Annotated in this window: 15 protein-coding genes; 2 read left to right on the forward strand and 13 right to left on the reverse strand. The window is 63.1% G+C overall.

Annotated elements, in window-relative coordinates; all coding sequences use genetic code 11:
* Nucleotides 1-30: 30 nt before the first annotated feature.
* The 13 genes from ISS97_RS13770 to ISS97_RS13830 form a co-directional block, all read right to left on the reverse strand.
* Entirely contained in the window at nt 31-1,245 is a 1,215-nt protein-coding gene (locus tag ISS97_RS13770) for an ABC transporter permease (protein ID WP_379985848.1), read from the reverse strand.
* A 7-nt stretch (nt 1,246-1,252) separates the two neighbouring features.
* The gene (locus ISS97_RS13775) at nt 1,253-2,575 is read right to left on the reverse strand and encodes an ABC transporter permease (RefSeq protein WP_379985847.1); all 1,323 of its coding nucleotides are present in this window, start codon (nt 2,573-2,575) and stop codon (nt 1,253-1,255) included.
* A gap of 112 nt (nt 2,576-2,687) precedes the next feature.
* The gene (locus ISS97_RS13780; RefSeq protein WP_379985846.1) at nt 2,688-3,911 is read right to left on the reverse strand and encodes an ABC transporter permease; all 1,224 of its coding nucleotides are present in this window, start codon (nt 3,909-3,911) and stop codon (nt 2,688-2,690) included.
* 10 nt (nt 3,912-3,921) lie between these two features.
* Nucleotides 3,922-5,226, reverse strand: a complete 1,305-nt coding sequence (locus ISS97_RS13785; protein WP_379985845.1) for an ABC transporter permease — start codon at nt 5,224-5,226, stop codon at nt 3,922-3,924.
* A 27-nt stretch (nt 5,227-5,253) separates the two neighbouring features.
* Nucleotides 5,254-6,492, reverse strand: coding sequence for an ABC transporter permease (locus tag ISS97_RS13790; RefSeq protein ID WP_379985844.1), 1,239 nt, complete (start codon nt 6,490-6,492; stop codon nt 5,254-5,256).
* A 7-nt stretch (nt 6,493-6,499) separates the two neighbouring features.
* The gene (locus ISS97_RS13795) at nt 6,500-7,813 is read right to left on the reverse strand and encodes an ABC transporter permease (protein ID WP_379985843.1); all 1,314 of its coding nucleotides are present in this window, start codon (nt 7,811-7,813) and stop codon (nt 6,500-6,502) included.
* Nucleotides 7,814-7,859: 46 nt separating this feature from the next.
* Nucleotides 7,860-9,098, reverse strand: a complete 1,239-nt coding sequence (locus ISS97_RS13800; protein ID WP_379985842.1) for an ABC transporter permease — start codon at nt 9,096-9,098, stop codon at nt 7,860-7,862.
* 10 nt (nt 9,099-9,108) lie between these two features.
* Nucleotides 9,109-10,422 (reverse strand): ABC transporter permease, encoded by a 1,314-nt coding sequence (locus ISS97_RS13805; protein WP_379985841.1) that lies wholly within the window; start codon nt 10,420-10,422, stop codon nt 9,109-9,111.
* Between the two features lie 64 nt (nt 10,423-10,486).
* A complete protein-coding gene (locus tag ISS97_RS13810) occupies nt 10,487-11,209 on the reverse strand; it encodes an ABC transporter ATP-binding protein (protein ID WP_379985840.1) in 723 nt (240 codons plus the stop codon).
* A 36-nt stretch (nt 11,210-11,245) separates the two neighbouring features.
* On the reverse strand, nt 11,246-12,517 hold the full coding sequence (locus ISS97_RS13815) for an efflux RND transporter periplasmic adaptor subunit (protein ID WP_379985839.1): 1,272 nt from the start codon (nt 12,515-12,517) through the stop codon (nt 11,246-11,248).
* 157 nt (nt 12,518-12,674) lie between these two features.
* Entirely contained in the window at nt 12,675-13,250 is a 576-nt protein-coding gene (locus ISS97_RS13820; RefSeq protein ID WP_379985838.1) for a hypothetical protein, read from the reverse strand.
* Between the two features lie 105 nt (nt 13,251-13,355).
* Nucleotides 13,356-13,574, reverse strand: a complete 219-nt coding sequence (hemP, locus tag ISS97_RS13825; RefSeq protein WP_379985837.1) for a hemin uptake protein HemP — start codon at nt 13,572-13,574, stop codon at nt 13,356-13,358.
* A gap of 111 nt (nt 13,575-13,685) precedes the next feature.
* On the reverse strand, nt 13,686-14,654 hold the full coding sequence (locus ISS97_RS13830; RefSeq protein WP_379985836.1) for a potassium channel beta subunit family protein: 969 nt from the start codon (nt 14,652-14,654) through the stop codon (nt 13,686-13,688).
* A 164-nt stretch (nt 14,655-14,818) separates the two neighbouring features.
* On the opposite strand from ISS97_RS13830, the gene ISS97_RS13835 reads away from it, so the two are divergent.
* Nucleotides 14,819-15,232 carry an SRPBCC family protein gene (locus tag ISS97_RS13835; protein WP_379985835.1) on the forward strand — a complete coding sequence of 138 codons (414 nt, stop codon included), beginning with the start codon at nt 14,819-14,821 and terminating at the stop codon, nt 15,230-15,232.
* A gap of 100 nt (nt 15,233-15,332) precedes the next feature.
* The gene (locus tag ISS97_RS13840) at nt 15,333-16,418 is read left to right on the forward strand and encodes an MBL fold metallo-hydrolase (RefSeq protein ID WP_379985834.1); all 1,086 of its coding nucleotides are present in this window, start codon (nt 15,333-15,335) and stop codon (nt 16,416-16,418) included.
* Nucleotides 16,419-16,422 lie beyond the last annotated feature (4 nt).

Here is a 16,422-nt window from a genome sequence, read left to right on the forward strand (position 1 = left end):
CCTTCCATCACCTGCCAGAGAGCACGCGGGTCACACCGACCGCGTCGCCACCACCGGCGGCACCGCCGCTGCCCGCAACGCCGGCCCCAGCACGGCCAGCTGCCCCAGCGCCCACAGCACCACTGCGCCCACCGGCAGATAGAACAACGGCAGTCGCGGCAACTCATAGAACTTCATCAGCACCAGATTCAGCCCAAACGCCATCACCATGCCGAGCGCAATGCCGCCGGTGACGATCAGGAAGTTCTCGGTCTGGAAATAGCTGAGGATATCCTGCCGTGTCGCGCCAATGGCACGGCGGATGCCGATCTGCTTGCGGCGCTGCTGCACCCAGAAACTGGCCAGGCCAACGATACCGAGCGCCGTCACCATCAGCAGCGCGACAATCACGCCGACCAGCATGCCGGTCATGACGCGATCCTGCTGAAAGAACGTTTCGCGCAGATCGCTGACGGTCTGCGTGCCCTGCTGATCGAGCACGGCATCCGGCACCGCTTTGGTGATGATCTCGCGCGCATCGCGCAACACGCGCTGGATATCGGCCGATGCGGCCTTGATCAGATAGTTGCCTGAAAGCATCGGCCCCGGCTGTCCAGGAACAAACACCGACCAGCCCTTCGCGGCGTCACCGCGCATGCCCGGATCGGGCACCACCAGATGATCGATGACACCGACCACCTGATAACGCCATTTATCCATCCAGATCGACTTGCCCAGCGGGTCAGCACCGGGCCATAAATGCTCGGCCAACTCGCGTGTCATCAGTATCGACGCCGAACTCGGAAAAACGCCGGAGAACGGCTGATAGTCACCCGCCTGCAACGCCCGGCCAGCGACCACATGCAGCCCCAGTGCCTCGGCACTGCCTGGGCCACCCAGATACAACTCGATCACTCCGCCGAAATGCTTCCCCTCGGCATCGGTGGCGACGCCCGCCGTGCCCCGTCGCTCACCGAACGGAATGGAGTTGAGCACGCTGACCGATTGCACGCCGGGAATGGCTCGCAGGCTGGCCGTTACCCGTGCATTGATATCCACCGACTGGCTGTCTTCATAGCCATTGATCTTCAACGACGCGAGCGAGGCCTCGTCGACGCCGCTTTGAACATGGATGTCCTGGACACGATTGGCGATCAGGAAACACGCATTGCACAGCACCGCGCAGGCCAGCGCGATCTCCAGCCCGATCAGCAGCGTGGCGAGCCGGTGGCGACGAAGAGCGGCGAGTATGGGTCGTATCTGCATGGGATCCTCAGAGCGTCTTCAGTTGCAGGCCTGGCGCTACGCGACTCGCCCGCGCCGCAGGCAGCAAGCCCGCGGCGAGACTGGTGGCGATGGCAAGTGCGAAGGTGAGCAGGAACATGGTGCTGTCCAGATGGGCCAGGTCGGCGAAGGCCACCGGCTGACTACGCACCACCCGCAGCCCGAGCATGGTCAGCAACAACCCTCCGATACCGCCCAGCAATCCCACCATGCCGGCTTCGACCAGGCATTGCGCGAAGATGGCCGCGCGGCTGGCACCCAGCGCGCGGCGCACGCCAATCTCGCCCGAACGCCGCAAGAATTTCGCCAGCAGAAGCCCGATGGTGTTGAACAGGCAGATCGCAAGAAAGGCAAAGGCGAGCCAGGTCTGCAGGCGAACGTCGCTCGGCACCACACCGTTGAAATCCAGCCATTCCATCAAGCTGCGCAGCCGGGTGTTCTGTGGCCTTACGACGCGACCCAACGTTTGCTGCTGCGCTGCATAGCCGTCGAGAAATTGCTTGAATGCCGCCACTTTGGCCGGGCTACCCAACTGCACCCACACAGCAAGCCACACACAGGGCGCGTTCTTCAGATGCCCCGGCGTCGGCACAGGATGCCAGCAGGTGTATTGATAGAAATTGCCGTCATTGATCTCCAGGCCGCTGGTGAATGGTGTGAACACATCCTGCGGCTTGCTGTAGAAGTCGGCGGTCTTGCCGCCAGAGAAGCGGCCACCGGCCACGGTGTAGAACTGCGGTGTGGGCCGCCACGGCGCCAGCACGCCGACGATACGCACGTCCGTGTCGCGCAAGCGCAGCGTGCGGCCCACGCTGTTGGCGCCGCCGAACAGCTTGGCGTTGAGATCGGAGGAAATTACCGCCACGCGCGCATGCCTGTCGTCATCTTCAGCACGCCAAGCCCCACCGTATTGGAATGGCACGTCGAACATCGTGAAGAAGTCCGTCGTCGCGGACAGCATCGAGAGCATCAGCGGCGGCAGCTGCGTATCCGGCGCGCGCAGCTTCACCGGACTATCGACCACTACCGTCTGTCGATCGGCCAGGTGCGCGTTCAAGATGTCCATGGCCGTCGGATAATCGAGCTTGTCCAGCGGCTGCTTGCGGTTGCCCGGCGTGGGATCCGTGTCGACCTGCGGATAGAACAGCGAACCGCTACGCCCCGGCAGCGGATCGCCGGAAAGCAGATGCATCACCGTGAGCGTCGTCATGCTCGCGCCGATACCGACCGCGATGGCCAGCACCATCAACAGGGTGAGCACCTTGTTGCGCTTGAGGCTGCGCAGCGCAAGGTCGAGGTAGTAACCGAACATGTCTTACTCCATCGACAAAATGATTCACCGTAGGAGCGCACCCTGTGCGCGATGCTCTTCGTCACGCGCAGAGCAGTCGCGCACAGGGTGCGCTCCTACGGGTTAGCGGATTTCATACGGAACGTGTCGCCACCACCGGCGGTACCGCCGCCGCGCGCATGGCCGGGCCAAGCACGGCCGCCTGACCTATGAGCCACAACAGCACCGCACCCACAGGAAAGTAGATCCCCGGCAATCGCGGCAGCTCGTAATGCACCATCAGGAACAGGTTGACGCCATAAGCCAGCACCATGCCGAGCACAATGCCGATGGTGGCCAGCAGGAAGTTCTCGGTTTGGAAGTAGCGCAGGATGTGTCTGCGCGTAGCACCCAGTGCGCGCCTGACGCCGATCTGCCGACGCCGCTGCGCGACCCAGAAGCTGCCCAGACCGACGATGCCCAGTGCCGTCACGATGAGCAGCGCGATACATACGCCAACCAGCAAACCCGTCATGGCGCGATCGTTCTGAAAGAACTTCTGGCGAATCTCGTCCCAGCTCCGTTTGTTGAGCACCACGCGGTTCGGGTTGGCCTGCTTGAGTTTTTCCAGCGCCGTCTTGAGTACGCGCTCGCGCTCTTGCGGCGCGGTGCGAACGAGATACTGGCCGGCGGAGACCCGCACCGGTAACAGCATGCTGTACTGGGCTTCCGCATCGCGCCAGATTTCGGGGCGAACAAGGTCCTTCACCACACCCACCACCGTCAACGGCAGCGCGGCCCCCATGTAAACCTGTTTGCCCAAGGCGGATTGCCCAGGCCACAGCCGCTCCGCCAAGGTGCGCGTGACCATGACCGTGTTGGGCACGTGCTTGTAGTCGCCGGCCGAGTACGCCTTCGATACCGCATCGAGATCCTGATACTCGTCGGCCTGGAAATAGCGGCCAGCGATCAGCTCCAGGCCCAGGGTCTGCGCGATGTTCTCGCCGAAATAGGTCGTAGCCTCCAGCGTGGATTGCCGCTGGTCCCGATCGAGCCTGACCCCACTGTTCGACGATGAATGTCCAAACGGCACCTGATTGACCGAGGCCACGGCGGTAACGCCCGGTATCTGTCGCAGCGCGGCGAGATCTTCCGCGGTGCGTGCCTTCTCGTCGCTCTTGGCTCCGATGTCCGCCAGCCTCACCTGCAGCAATTCATGCTCAGCCACACCGCTGGTCATATGGATGCGATCCAGCCGCTGCGTGATCAGGAATACCGCGTTGCACACAATGGCGCAGGTCAGCGCAATCTCCAGAATCACCAGCACGGCGGTGGTCTTGTGGCGGCGCAAAGTGGAAAGGATCGGAAAGATGTCCATGTCATCGCCCTCACTGACTCTTCAATTGCAGCGCCGGAGTGATCTGGCAGGCACGCCACGCTGGCAACCATCCCGCCAGCAGGCTGGACACCAGGGCCAAAGCAAACGTGGCAAGCAACATCCGCAGGTCCAGGTGCGCCAACGAGGCGTAGTCGGCTGGCTGTTGGCGCACCAGCCATAAACCGCCGAAGGCCAACAGCAAGCCACCGACACCGCCGGCGAGGCCAATGACACCCGCCTCCACCAGCAGCTGCGTAAAGATCCTGAATCGCGACGCACCCAACGCCCGGCGCACCCCCAGCTCCCCGGAGCGGCGCAGGAATTTCGCCAGCATCAGGCCGACGGTGTTGACCAGGCAAACCACCAGAAAGCCGAGCGCCAGCCAGCTTTGCAGACGCACATCACTCGGTACGACCTGATTCACATCCAGCCATTGCATGACGTTGGATAGCCGCACGTTGGAGGGGCGCTGGAAGCGGCCGAGCGCCTTCTGCTCTTTCGAATAGTTATCCAGGAAGACGCGGTAGTCGGCAGCCTTGGCCGGACTCTCCAGCTCTACCCAGAATTGCAGCCAGACGCAGGTGGAGCTCTCCAGCTCGTCGTCGCCGCCGGCGCCGTGGCCCCAGCAATTCATGCTGCCGTCGCGTTCGAGCTTCACATCGCGCGAAGTCGACAGTGGCAGAAAGATATCCTCTGCTCCCGAATACTCGCCCGTATTCAGGTCATAGAAATGCGGGTTGGGACGCCAGGTGTCCAGTACGCCGATCACCCGAAAACCGGTGTCCTTCAAGCGCAGTATCTGGCCGGTGCTGTCCTTGCCGCCAAACAATTTCTCGTTCAGCGCTCGCGTGATCACCACCACGCGCGCCTTGCCGTCATCTTCGCTCTCACCCCATCCGCGCCCATAGAGAAACGGTGTTTCGAACATCGGAAAGAAATCGGCGGTGGTGTAGCGCGCATCGCTGAAGAACGGATCCAACCCGGACTGCGCGGGCTGCACTGGCACCGAACCGCCGGTCATCAATGCCTGCCGTTGACCGCGCTTGGCCTTGAGCAGGTTCATGCCATCAGTCCAGGTGAGCTGACGTGCAGGCTCCATGCCCGGCTGATAGTCGTCCATGTCCTTCGGGTCGATCTGGGGATAGAACAGGCGTGCGCTCTTGTCCGGAAGCGGATCGCCGGAAAGCACATGCAAGACGGTGAGCGTGGTCATGCAGGCACCGATGCCCAGCGCGATGGCGACCACCATCAGCACCGTCAGCACCTTGTTGCGCTTCAGGCTGCGCAGCGCCAGATCCAGATAGTACGAAAACATGCGCCCCCCCTTGTCGTTTCGACGCGCTCAGACGGAGCGCGTGGCTTCCACCGGCGATACTTTCGAAGCGCGGATCGCGGGCGCCAGCACCGCGCCCTGCCCCAGCAGCAGCAACAGCAACACACCTGCCAACACATAGAACAGCGACAATCGGTGCATCTCGAAACGCGTGACCAGCCACAGGTTCATGGCAATGGCCAACATCACGCCGACCACGGCGCCACCGACGCTGATCAACAAGTTCTCGGTCAAGAAGTAGCCCAGGATGTCGCCCCGGGTCGCGCCCAGCGCGCGGCGTACGCCGATCTGTTTGCGGCGCTGGCCGACCCAGAAACTGGTGAGACCCACGATGCCCGCAGCGGTGATAGCTAGCAGCACAGCACAGACGATACCCATCAGGATCGCCATACCGTAATCGCTGTCGTAGGCCTTCTGGCGTATCTGGGCGTAATCCATCACCCCGCCATCGTTATTGATGATGCGCATGCGGTTCTGCGCATAAAGCGTCCTGACCGCATCCTTCCGCACCGCGGCAAGCTGACCGGGCTTGGCGCGCAGGATGTAGTAGATACCGGTTTCCGAAGCCGCGCGTAACGGCCAGATCAGCGATTCGTAGGCATGCTGCATCTGCCAATTGGACAGGCTCTGTGTCTGCAAGACATCGACGATGCCGACAATCACCGTAGGCGTGTTGCTCATCGCATAGATCGACTTGCCGAGCGCCGATCCATCGGGAAACAACTTGTCCGCCAGCGTCTTCGTAATGATCGTCACGGGCGGCATGACATTTTCGCGGTTGCCGATCGGGTGAATCTCATCCGGGCGGAAGTTGCGGCCCGCCACCAATTTCACCCCAAGGGTGTCCAGAAAGTGTTCGTCCCCCAGGTAAACCGACGCGTCACCGGTCGGCGTGGTTTGATCTGGAGTTAGCGTAATGAACTGGTCCCAGCCGCCTCCGCGCATGGGGTAGGCGTTGCTGGCGACGGCATCCTGCACGCCGGGGAGCTGACGCAATGCCATCAGATCCGCCCTCACCTGGGCGTCGGCTTCCTGGGTGTTCCACTTGTTCGCCCAGCCGTTTTCGATCACCACCAGGTTCGCTTCATCGATACCGCTAGGCGCGGAAAGGTGAGCAACCCGCTGCTGGATGATGAATAGCGCATTGCAGACGATGGCCAGGGTCAGTGCAATCTGCAATCCGATCAACAGCGCTCCGGCCTTGTGCCGGCGCAGTGCGGAAAGTATGGGTTTGATCTGCAGCATCATGGCACCCTTAGTTGGACTTGAGCTGCCACGCCGGCTGCACTTGGGCGGCGCGCCAGGTGGGATACAGCGCGGCCACCAGCGTGGCGAAGACAGATACCAGCAGGGTCAGACCCACCAGCGTGAGGTCCAGATGCGCCAACCGCGCAATCTGCGGCTGGAACAGCAAGCCGACGCCGGAGATGCCCAAGGCCGTAAGCAGCAGGCCGAGCACGCCACCTGCCAAACCAACCGCGCCGGCCTCGATCAGGTACTGCAGATAGATTTCCCTGCGCGATGCGCCCAGCGCACGGCGCACGCCGATCTCGCTCGCACGACGAAGGAATTTGGCTAGCAGCAGGCCGATCGTGTTGATCAGGCAGATCGCGAAGAAGCCCAGCGCCACCAGTAGCGAAACGCTGCTTTCCTGCGGCACTACCTGTAAATAATCCAGCCACTGCATCACGTTGCGCAGACGCACATTGGGCGCCCAGCCGTAACGCCCAGCACGCTGCTGATCAGCCGCGTACCCTTCGAGGAATTGGCGGTATTGCTCAACCTCTGCTGCGCTGTCCAGCTGGACCCAGGGAATGACCCACACGCAATTGCTTTGCAGCCAGCCATTCCAGTCTCCGTAATCGATACGGCCGCGGCAGCTGTTGTTGCCTGCGGTATCGATCCTCCGATCCAGGGCGTGGCTGATCGGAATATAGATATCCGAAGGATCGCCGAAAGTGGTGCCACCCCAGGCCGCGAAGAAACGCGGCTTGGGATTCCAGTTCTCGGTGACGCCCACCACACGGTAGTTATGCCCGCTCAGTGTGATATCTCGGCCCAGGCTATTGGCGCCGCCAAAGAGCTTGTCGTTGAGCTTGCGGCTGATCACCACCACGGCTGCGCGCTGCTCGTCATCCGAGGCGGCCCAGGCATTGCCGTAGATGAAGGGCACATCGAACATCGCAAAGAAATCACTTTGCGCCGTAAAGCCTTGCACAGTAAACGGCATGGACTGGCCGCCCTCGGGCAAGGCCGACATCCACACCGGATACAGCATGGTCTGGCGCTTGGCCTTGTGCGCACGCATCAGCTCCATGGCGTCGACGTAGTTCAACGCGTAGGGCGGCTCGTTGCCCACCAGGTTGTACTTCGGACCCCAGCTATCGATCTGCGGTATGAACAGCCGCTCCGACTTCTCCGGAATGGGATTGCCCGAGACCGCGCGGAACACCGAATAGGTGATCATCGAGGCTGCCACACCGAAGCCGATCGCCATGACCATCAGGGCGGTCAACAACGGGTTGCGGCGAAGACTGCGCACACCAAGTTGGAGGTAGTAGGAAAACATCAGTTAGATACCTTTCACCCTTTTATTGTGGGGTCACCGCAGGGCTTCACACCGAGCGCGTCGCTTCCACCGGTGGCACCTTCGCCGCACGCATCGCCGGCGCCAGCACAGCCGCCTGACCGAGCAGCAGCAACGCCACTACACCTGCAAGCACGTACACCACCGACAGTCGCGCCATCTCGAACTGCGTGACCATCCACAGGTTCAGGCCGATCGCCAGTCCCGCGCCGATCACCACACCGGCAATGCCGATCATCAGGTTCTCGGTGAGGAAGTAGCTGAGGATGTCGTGCTTGGTCGCGCCCAGCGCGCGGCGCACACCAATCTGCTTGCGGCGCTGGCCGACCCAGAAGCTGGTGAGGCCCACGATGCCCGCCGCCGTAATCGCCAGCAGGATCAGGCAGATCACGCCCATCAGGATCGCCATGCCGCGATCGTTCTTGTACGCATCCTCACGCACCTTCTCGAAGGTACGGATCGCGCGATCGCCCGAGATCACCCGCATGCGGTTGGTCTTGAGCAGGGTTTCCGGTGCGCTCTTGGTCACCGAGGCGAGCTGGCCCGGCTTGGCGCGGATCAGGTAGATGCCATAGGAGCCGGTCAGCTGTACCGGCAGCAGCGTGGCGTTCTCCACGAAGTCGTTGGACCAGGTGCCCGACCACGGCACCTGCAGTCGATTGACGATGCCGATGATGGTGCTGGGCGGCACGTCCTTGCCGGATAGGTACATCAGCTTGCCCAGCGCATCGCCCTTCGGGAACAGCTTGTCGGCAAGCGCCTTGGTCACGATCACCTGCGGCGTGGACTTGATGTCTTTCGGGTCGGCGACGATGACTTCGTCCGCGGTGAAATTGCGGCCGGCGATCAACTGCGTTCCGTAGACGGAAAGTGCATGGTCGTCCACGAAATAAAGCGTCGTCTGCGCCGCCGGCTTGCCGGTCTCCTTCGGCTGGAGGTTCACGCCCGTGGACCAGCCGCCACCGCGCAGCGGGAAGGAGTTGGTGCTCATCGCGTCCTGCACTCCGGGCAGCTGGCGCAGCGCCTGCACGTCGGTCTTGGTCAGCGAGGCGGTGTCTTTGTCGTTCACCGCGACCCAGCGATTGGCGATGGCCAGCACGTCGCTCTCATTCATGCCGCTGGGCCGCGACAGGCGTTCCACGCGTTGCTGGATGATGAAGAGCGCGTTGCACACGATCGCCAAGGTCAGCGCGATCTGCAGTGCGATGAGGATAGTGCCGGCCTTGTGGCGCTTGAGGGCGGCGAGAATGGGTTTGATCTGCAGCATGGTCGTCGCCTCAGTTGGATTTCAGCTGCCAGGCCGGCTGCACCTGTGCGGCGCGCCAGGTGGGGTAGAAGGCCGCGATCACCGTGGACAGGATCGCCACCAGCAGGGTCAGCAAGACCAGCGGCACGTCCAGCGTGGCCAGGCGCGCAACCTGCGGATCGAAGATCAGCGAAATGCCGAACACGCCCACACCGGTCAGCAGCAAACCAAGCACACCCCCGGCCAGACCCACGGCGGCAGCCTCGATCAGGAACTGCATGTAGATCTCGCTGCGCGCCGCACCCAGCGCACGGCGCACGCCGATCTCCGACGAGCGGCGCATGAACTTGGCCAGCAACAGACCGATGGTGTTGACCAGGCAGATCACCAGGAAGCCCAGCGCAACCATCAGCGAGATCTTGGCTTCCGGCGGTACCACTTTCTCGAAGTCCAGCCACTCGACCACGTTGCGCAGGCGTACGTTCGGTGCCCAGCGGAAACGGCCGGCACGCTGCTGCTCAGCGGCATAGCCAGTGAGGTAGCTGCGGTACGCATCAGCCTCGGCCTTGGTGGGGAGTTCGACCCAGTAACCCAGCCAGATGCATTCCGAATGCAGCCAGTTGTCCCAGCCCTGGCCGGGATCCTTGTTGCAGTTGTTGTTGCCGTTGGTGGGCACCTTCAATTCGATCATGCGGGTGAACGGCACGAACAACTGCGTCGGATCATCGAAACCACCGGTATTGACCGCGTCGAAGAACAACGGCTGCGGGTCCCAGTGATCCATGACGCCGGTGATGCGGTAGCTGCGGCCGTCCAGATTGATCTCGCGGCCGACGCTGTTCTCGCCATGGAACAGCTTGTCGTTGAGGTCCTTGCCGATCACCGCGACTGCGGCGCGCGAGTTGTCTTCGGCCGCGGTCCAGCCACCGCCGTAACGGAACGGGATGTCGAACATGGCGAAGGCGTCGGCGTAGACGCCATAGGTGTTCTCGTGGAACGGCAACTGATTGGCATCGGCCGGCACGATCGACAGACCGGCGGGATACAGCGCGGTCTGGCGCTTGGCGCGATGGTCGCGCATCAGCCCGATGGCGTCGGTGTAGCTCATCGCCTGCGGCGGCTCGCCGTTGCTGCGCTGGGCATCTTCCGGTCCCCAGTTGTCGATCTGCGGCACGAACAGCTGCGAGGATTTTTGCGGAATCGGATTGTTGGACGTGGCGCGGAACACCGAATAGGTGGTCATCGATGCCGCCACACCGAAGCCGATCGCCATCACCATCAACGCGGTGAGCAATGGATTCTTGCGGAGACTGCGCAGGCCGAGCTGGAAGTAATAGGCGAACATCGAGGGCGTCCGTCGAAGAGAGGGACCTCCCGCCGCAGCGGGAGGGATCCAGGGCGTGCTGTGGTCAGGCCGGGGTGCCGGCGTGCGCCGCGTGCTGCGTGTGGTGGAAGCGCGGATCTTCGGCGAGATCGACCACCTGGCCGTCGATGATGTGCACGTTGCGCTGGGCGCGTGCCGCCAATTCCGGATCGTGCGTCACCATCACGATGGTGGCGCCTTCGCGATGAATCTCTTCCAGCAGCTCCATCACGCCACGGGCCATCTGCGTGTCCAGGTTGCCGGTCGGTTCGTCGGCGAGCAGCAGGCGCGGCGAGCCAGCCAGGGCACGGGCGATAGCGACACGCTGCTGCTGACCACCGGAGAGTTCCGCCGGATAGTGCTTGGCGCGCGAGGCCAGACCGACACGCTCCAGCGCATCCATGATGCGCTGCTTGCGCTCGGCGGCTTTCATGCCGCGATAGCGCAGCGGCACTTCGACGTTGTCGAACACGTTGAGGTCGGGAATCAGGTTGAACGCCTGGAAGATGAAGCCGATTTTCTCGTTGCGGATCTTGGAGCGCGCGTTGTCGTTGAGGTTGCTCACCTCCACGCCGTCCAGGTGATATTCGCCGCCGGTGAAGGTTTCGAGCAGGCCAGCGATGGTGAGGAAGGTGGTCTTGCCGGAGCCGGACGGACCGGTGACGGCGACGAACTCGCCCTCCTTCACGTCGATGTTGAAATCGCGCAGCGCGTAGGTCTCCACCACTTCGGTGCGGTAGACCTTGGACAGGTGAGTCATCTTGAGCATGGTTATGCGTCCTTCGGTGATGAGCGTGGTGGTGGATCAGCGGCTGATGGCGACGCGCGCCGCATTCTTGAAGCTGTCGGTACCGGAGATCACGATGCGGTCGCCTTCTTTCAGGCCGTCGAGGATCTCCACCTTGTCGATGCTGCTGGCGCCGACGCGGATCGGGTGTTTCTCGGCGATGCCGTCGCGCACGATGTAGGCATAGGCGCCACCGGATTCGTCGACGAAGGAGCCGCGCTGCACGGTGAGCACGTTGTCGCGCTTGTCGAGCAGGATGCGCACGGACAGGCGCTGGTTCTGGCGCAACTGCTTGGGCGTATCGCCTTCGAAGCGCAGGCGCGCAGCCACTTCGCCATTCACCACTTCCGGGGAGATGGCGCTGACCAGGCCCTTCCAGGTGTTGCCGTTGCCGGTGATCTCGCCGCCCATGCCGATACCCAGATCGCGGGCGAAGCTTTCCGGCACCTTCATCTCCACTTCGAGCGCGGAGAGGTCGATGACGCTGAGCAGCTGCGCGTCCTTGGCGACGGTGGCGCGCTCGGCGATGAAGAGCTGACCGACCTGACCGTCGACCGGCGACTTCACGTTGAGGTCGTCGACCTGGCGCTTCAGATCTTCCACTAGCAATACCTGGCGATCATGCGCGAGCTTCTTCGACTTGATGTCGAAGTTGAGACTGTCGCTGTCCGTGCCCAGGTCGGCCTTGGCATGCAGCGTGGTGATCTTGGATTTCTGCAGTTCGTCCTTCGCCTTGTCCACATTCATGCTGGGCACGGCGCCCTGGCTGAATGCCTTCTGGTAGCGCGCCAGGTCGCGCTCGGCGCCCTGCTGATCGATCTGCGCGTTGTCGTAGGCCTTTTGCAGTTCGCCGCGCTTCTTGCGAGCGTCAATCTGCGCGCGGAGGTAATCCACTTCCATCGCGTCGGCGGCACTCTGTTCCTGCGCCAGCTTGTTGGTGAGCTCGGGGCTGACGATGGTGGCGAGCACCTGGCCCTTCTTCACCGCATCGCCGGCGTGCACCTTCAAGGTGACCGCGCCGCCGGAGGTGGCATAGAGCGTGGGGCTGACGGCGGCGACGACCTTGCCTTCGGCAGCGATGTCGCGCACGAAGAGGCCGCGCTCCACTGCGGCGAAGGCGAGTCGGGAGGCGCTGACCGAAGCGTCAGCCGAGAACAGCCGGCTGGCCTGCGGCAACACGAAGGCCAATACAGCCACCGCAGCCACGCCGGCACCGATCAGCATCAGGCGGCGCTTGCGGTTGGGTTTGACCTCGACCAGGCGGTCTTGAGCAGAAGTATCGCGAATCATGGAACGGTCCCTGGCCACAAACCGTGTGGCCCCGAACCGATTTGAGCAAGCCGCGTGCCAAGCTTGACGAAGCTTTTAATTCAATGGTTTGGCGATGATTTTCGCGCCGCATGCGCTGTCCGCGGACAACTGCACGGACAGGCGGACAAGTGTCCGGTCAGTCTGACCGGCTTAGTTCGAGGGCTTCGGCTTTGGCGACTTCACGCGCGATGCCCTGCCCCAAGGCCGACAGATGCACAGTCTCCGTGCAGCTCAGGACATGGAGGCCACTCATCTGTTTATGGCGGAAGCCGAACAGACGCGCGCAGGCCGCGCGGAACGGCCGTTGCACGCGACCGAAGGGCGGCGCGACGATCGGCTCGCCGGCCGACAGCAACACATCCCAGGCGAGATAGTCGGTGTCGGGCAACAGATGCAGGCGGGCGCGCAGACAACCATTGGCGTCGACGCATTCGATCCATTCGCGCGGCCCGTCGGAGCCGATCACGCAGGCCGCAAGCAGCCAGTGCGTATGCAGCAGGGGAATCAGTTCCACACGATCGGCCAGCCAGCCGCGCGCACTGTGTTCGGCCGAAGCGTCGCCAGCGTGCATGGGGAGGTAGAGCACGCTGCCGAGCAAAGGCAGGCGGGAGACCAGCGCTTCGGGTGCGATACGCAGCCAGCGCGGCTGGCCGGCCGGCGTGTGGAAGTGGGGACAGACCGTCGCGAGTGCGTGAGTCAGCCAGCCGAACATAAGCGCTCCTTAGGCTAAGGAGACCTGGCTGGCGTGAATAAGAGCGACGCTGGCGATAGGCCTGTGATGCGGATTGAAGGACGGGCGTTAGCAGCCGCCCGGGACTTATTTGGTGAGAATGAGCTTGTCGTTGCGGGTCAGGCGCAGGTGGTATTCGCTGCCCTGATGGGTGATGACCAGCTCGCGCTCGCCGTCCAGCAGGAGCTGGCTGGAAACGCGGCGGGTGGAGGCAGCGGCGGGCGCCGCAGGTTTCAGGCGCAGCAAACCGAGCGGGCGGGCGAGCAGGTCGACCGGCTGTGGCAGAGAAAGGGAGGACATCGGCATGAGCGGACTCCGCGATTGGTCAATGGGCGGAGTTGATGATAATCATTCTCATTTAAGAGTCAACCGGTCCCCTCCCCCTGCCTGGCTCGCAGAGGGAGGGGCAAAGCGTGCTTACGCCACCGCCTGCTCGATTTTCGCCAGTACCGCCTTATCCAGCTTCGGCAACAGCTCCAGCGCATCGAGGTTGTGCTCCAGCTGCTCCAGCCGGCTCGCACCCAGCATCACGGTGGACACGTGCGGGTTCGCCAGGCACCAGGCGATCGCCAATTGCGCCTGCGTCGCGCCGAGCTCTTCGGCGATCGGTTGCAGACGGCGCACCTTGGCGATGCGTTCCCCACCCTGCTCCAGCAATGCCCGGCGCAGCCACTCGTAACCCGGCTGTCCCAATCGCGCATCGCTGGGTACGCCATCGTTGTACTTGCCGGTGAGCAGGCCCGAGGCCAGCGGCGACCAGATGGTGGTGCCCATGCCGAAGTCGCTGTAGAGCGAGGCGTATTCCACTTCCACGCGTTGGCGGTGCAGTAGATTGTATTCCGGCTGCTCCATGGTCGGCGCGTACATGTGGTTTTCGCGCGCGACCTTGTGCGCTTCGCGAATCTCCTCCGCCGACCATTCGCTGGTGCCCCAATACAGCACCTTACCCTGGCGCACGAGCGTATCCATCGCCGCCACGGTTTCCTCGATCGGCGTATCCGGATCGGGGCGATGGCAGAAGTACAGATCCAGGTGTTCCACACGCAGACGCTGCAAGGCCTGATGGCAGGCTTCGATCACATGCTTGCGCGACAGTCCGCGCTGCGTCGGCAGCGGATTGTTGCGAGCGCCAAAGAACACCTTGCTGGATACGCAATAGCTGTCACGGGGGAAACGCAGATCGGCCAACACATCACCCATCAGCGTCTCGGCGACCCCATGGTTATAGACCTCGGCGTTGTCGAAGAAATTGACGCCACGGTCATGCGCCAATGCCAGCAGGTCACGCGCCAGCGAACGCCCCACCTGCTGCCCGAAGGTCACCCACGCACCGAACGACAGCGCGGAAAGCTGCAGGCCACTTTTGCCAAGACGACGATATTGCATGGGGAAGGCTCCAGTCCGGGGGATAGGTCAGCATGCCAAGAGCGCGGCACCAACGTCCATGCCTGGATGGGAGCTGGCCGTGCGATGCGTGAACGGTTCGCTTGACCGTTGTATCGCCAACTACCCACGATACGCGCCCACCAGTCTCCCGGAGATACATCATCGTGTGGACTCACGAACACAGCACCGAGATCAATGCAACGCCAGCACGCATCTGGGCGCTGCTCTCCGACGTACCGGGATGGAAGCACTGGAATGCCGGTATCGAAGACATCCGCATGCATGGCCCTTTCGCCGCAGGCACCACGTTTACGATGAAGCCACCGGGCGAAGACGCCTTCACCAGCACGCTGATTGAAGTCGTTGCGCAGGAAGTATTCACCGACGAAACCATCATCGACGGTACCCGCGTGGTGGTAATCCATCGCATCCTGCCGCTGGCGCCCGACCGCGCCAAAGTCAGCTACAGCACCCAGATCACGGGGCCGGCGGCAGAAGCGTTCGGTCCCATGGTGACTGCCGACTTTCCCGAGGTATTGGGCGCCCTGAAGCGCCTGGCCGAGCAAACCGCCGGCTGAGCCACCGAACGGCTGCGGCTTGGCCGCCATTGAGTCGCCGCCGTTCGCCCCCAGCTCTGCCCGCATGCGCTCAAGCGCACCACGCTCAGCGAGGCAGATCATGGCCATGTTTTCCCGGGAAGCCACGGGGCTCCGGCTCGAACGCATGCGTGCTTCCGCGCAGTATGCGGACGGCCATTTCGTCAACACCTATCCCAGCAGCGCTCCTCCCGCCACCGGGGATCGGCCGACGCTGCGCGACTTCTTCTTCCGCAACGAAGGCCGTGAGCCTACGCAGCCGCTACCGGCACTCGATCCGCGCGCCGCCTGGACGCGGCCCGTCTCGACCGGCCTACGCACGACCTGGCTCGGCCACTCCACCGTGCTGCTGGAGATCGACGGCGTGCGTGTGCTGACGGATCCAGTGTGGGGCGAGCGCGCGTCGCCGTTTTCGTTCATGGGGCCCAAGCGATTCCAGCCGGTGCCGGTCGACATCGCTGCCCTGCCCCCGCTCGACGCGATCCTGATTTCGCACGACCACTACGATCATCTGGACTATCCGAGCATCCGCGCACTGACTGCGCTGGGCGTGCCCTTCATCACCTCGCTGGGCGTCGGCATGCACCTGGAAGCCTGGGGCGTGCCGGCCGATCGCATCATCGAACTCGATTGGTGGGAGCACGTCAGCTTGCCGCGCGGGCTGACCATCACCGCGGCGCCGTCGCATCACTTCTCCGGTCGCGGCCTACGCGATCGCAATACGACGCTATGGTCTTCCTTCGTCTTGCGCGGCGAGAAACATTCCGTGTTCTTCAGCGGCGACACGGGATTGTCACCGGCGTTCGAGGAAATCGGCCGCAGGCTCGGACCCTTCGACGTCGTGATGATCGAAGTCGGCGCGTTCCATCCCTCATGGGGCAACGTGCACCTGGGGCCGGAAAACGCGCTGCAGGCCTGGTCGCAACTCAGCAGCGGACGCCTGTTGCCGGTGCATTGGGGCACCTTCAATCTCGCCATGCATCCATGGGAAGAGCCTGCGGAAGTACTGCTGGCCAACGCTCCCGAAGGTTTGCTGATGCCGCGGATCGGCGAAGCGGTCGAACCCGCGCTGGTGGAAACGGTGCAACCGTGGTGGCGTGGTGCGGTGGCAAGCCGCGGCAAACATGTCACACCACGCATCCCGGATCTGCTGGTGCAAAAAGACTAAGCGC

Source organism: Dyella koreensis (assembly GCF_044904565.1).
GTDB lineage: Bacteria > Pseudomonadota > Gammaproteobacteria > Xanthomonadales > Rhodanobacteraceae > Dyella_D > Dyella_D koreensis.

Excerpts from the sequence above, each read along its gene's own strand:
- ISS97_RS13795 (WP_379985843.1), bottom strand. The coding sequence starts at position 7,813 with ATGTTTTCCTACTACCTCCAACTTGGTGTGCGCAGTCTTCGCCGCAAC.
- ISS97_RS13780 (WP_379985846.1), bottom strand. The coding sequence starts at position 3,911 with ATGGACATCTTTCCGATCCTTTCCACTTTGCGCCGCCACAAGACCACC.
- ISS97_RS13785 (WP_379985845.1), bottom strand. The coding sequence starts at position 5,226 with ATGTTTTCGTACTATCTGGATCTGGCGCTGCGCAGCCTGAAGCGCAAC.
- ISS97_RS13820 (WP_379985838.1), bottom strand. The coding sequence starts at position 13,250 with ATGTTCGGCTGGCTGACTCACGCACTCGCGACGGTCTGTCCCCACTTC.
- ISS97_RS13840 (WP_379985834.1), top strand. The coding sequence starts at position 15,333 with ATGGCCATGTTTTCCCGGGAAGCCACGGGGCTCCGGCTCGAACGCATG.
- ISS97_RS13775 (WP_379985847.1), bottom strand. The coding sequence starts at position 2,575 with ATGTTCGGTTACTACCTCGACCTTGCGCTGCGCAGCCTCAAGCGCAAC.
- ISS97_RS13815 (WP_379985839.1), bottom strand. The coding sequence starts at position 12,517 with ATGATTCGCGATACTTCTGCTCAAGACCGCCTGGTCGAGGTCAAACCC.
- ISS97_RS13770 (WP_379985848.1), bottom strand. The coding sequence starts at position 1,245 with ATGCAGATACGACCCATACTCGCCGCTCTTCGTCGCCACCGGCTCGCC.
- hemP (WP_379985837.1), bottom strand. The coding sequence starts at position 13,574 with ATGCCGATGTCCTCCCTTTCTCTGCCACAGCCGGTCGACCTGCTCGCC.
- ISS97_RS13800 (WP_379985842.1), bottom strand. The coding sequence starts at position 9,098 with ATGCTGCAGATCAAACCCATTCTCGCCGCCCTCAAGCGCCACAAGGCC.
- ISS97_RS13790 (WP_379985844.1), bottom strand. The coding sequence starts at position 6,492 with ATGATGCTGCAGATCAAACCCATACTTTCCGCACTGCGCCGGCACAAG.
- ISS97_RS13810 (WP_379985840.1), bottom strand. The coding sequence starts at position 11,209 with ATGCTCAAGATGACTCACCTGTCCAAGGTCTACCGCACCGAAGTGGTG.
- ISS97_RS13805 (WP_379985841.1), bottom strand. The coding sequence starts at position 10,422 with ATGTTCGCCTATTACTTCCAGCTCGGCCTGCGCAGTCTCCGCAAGAAT.
- ISS97_RS13830 (WP_379985836.1), bottom strand. The coding sequence starts at position 14,654 with ATGCAATATCGTCGTCTTGGCAAAAGTGGCCTGCAGCTTTCCGCGCTG.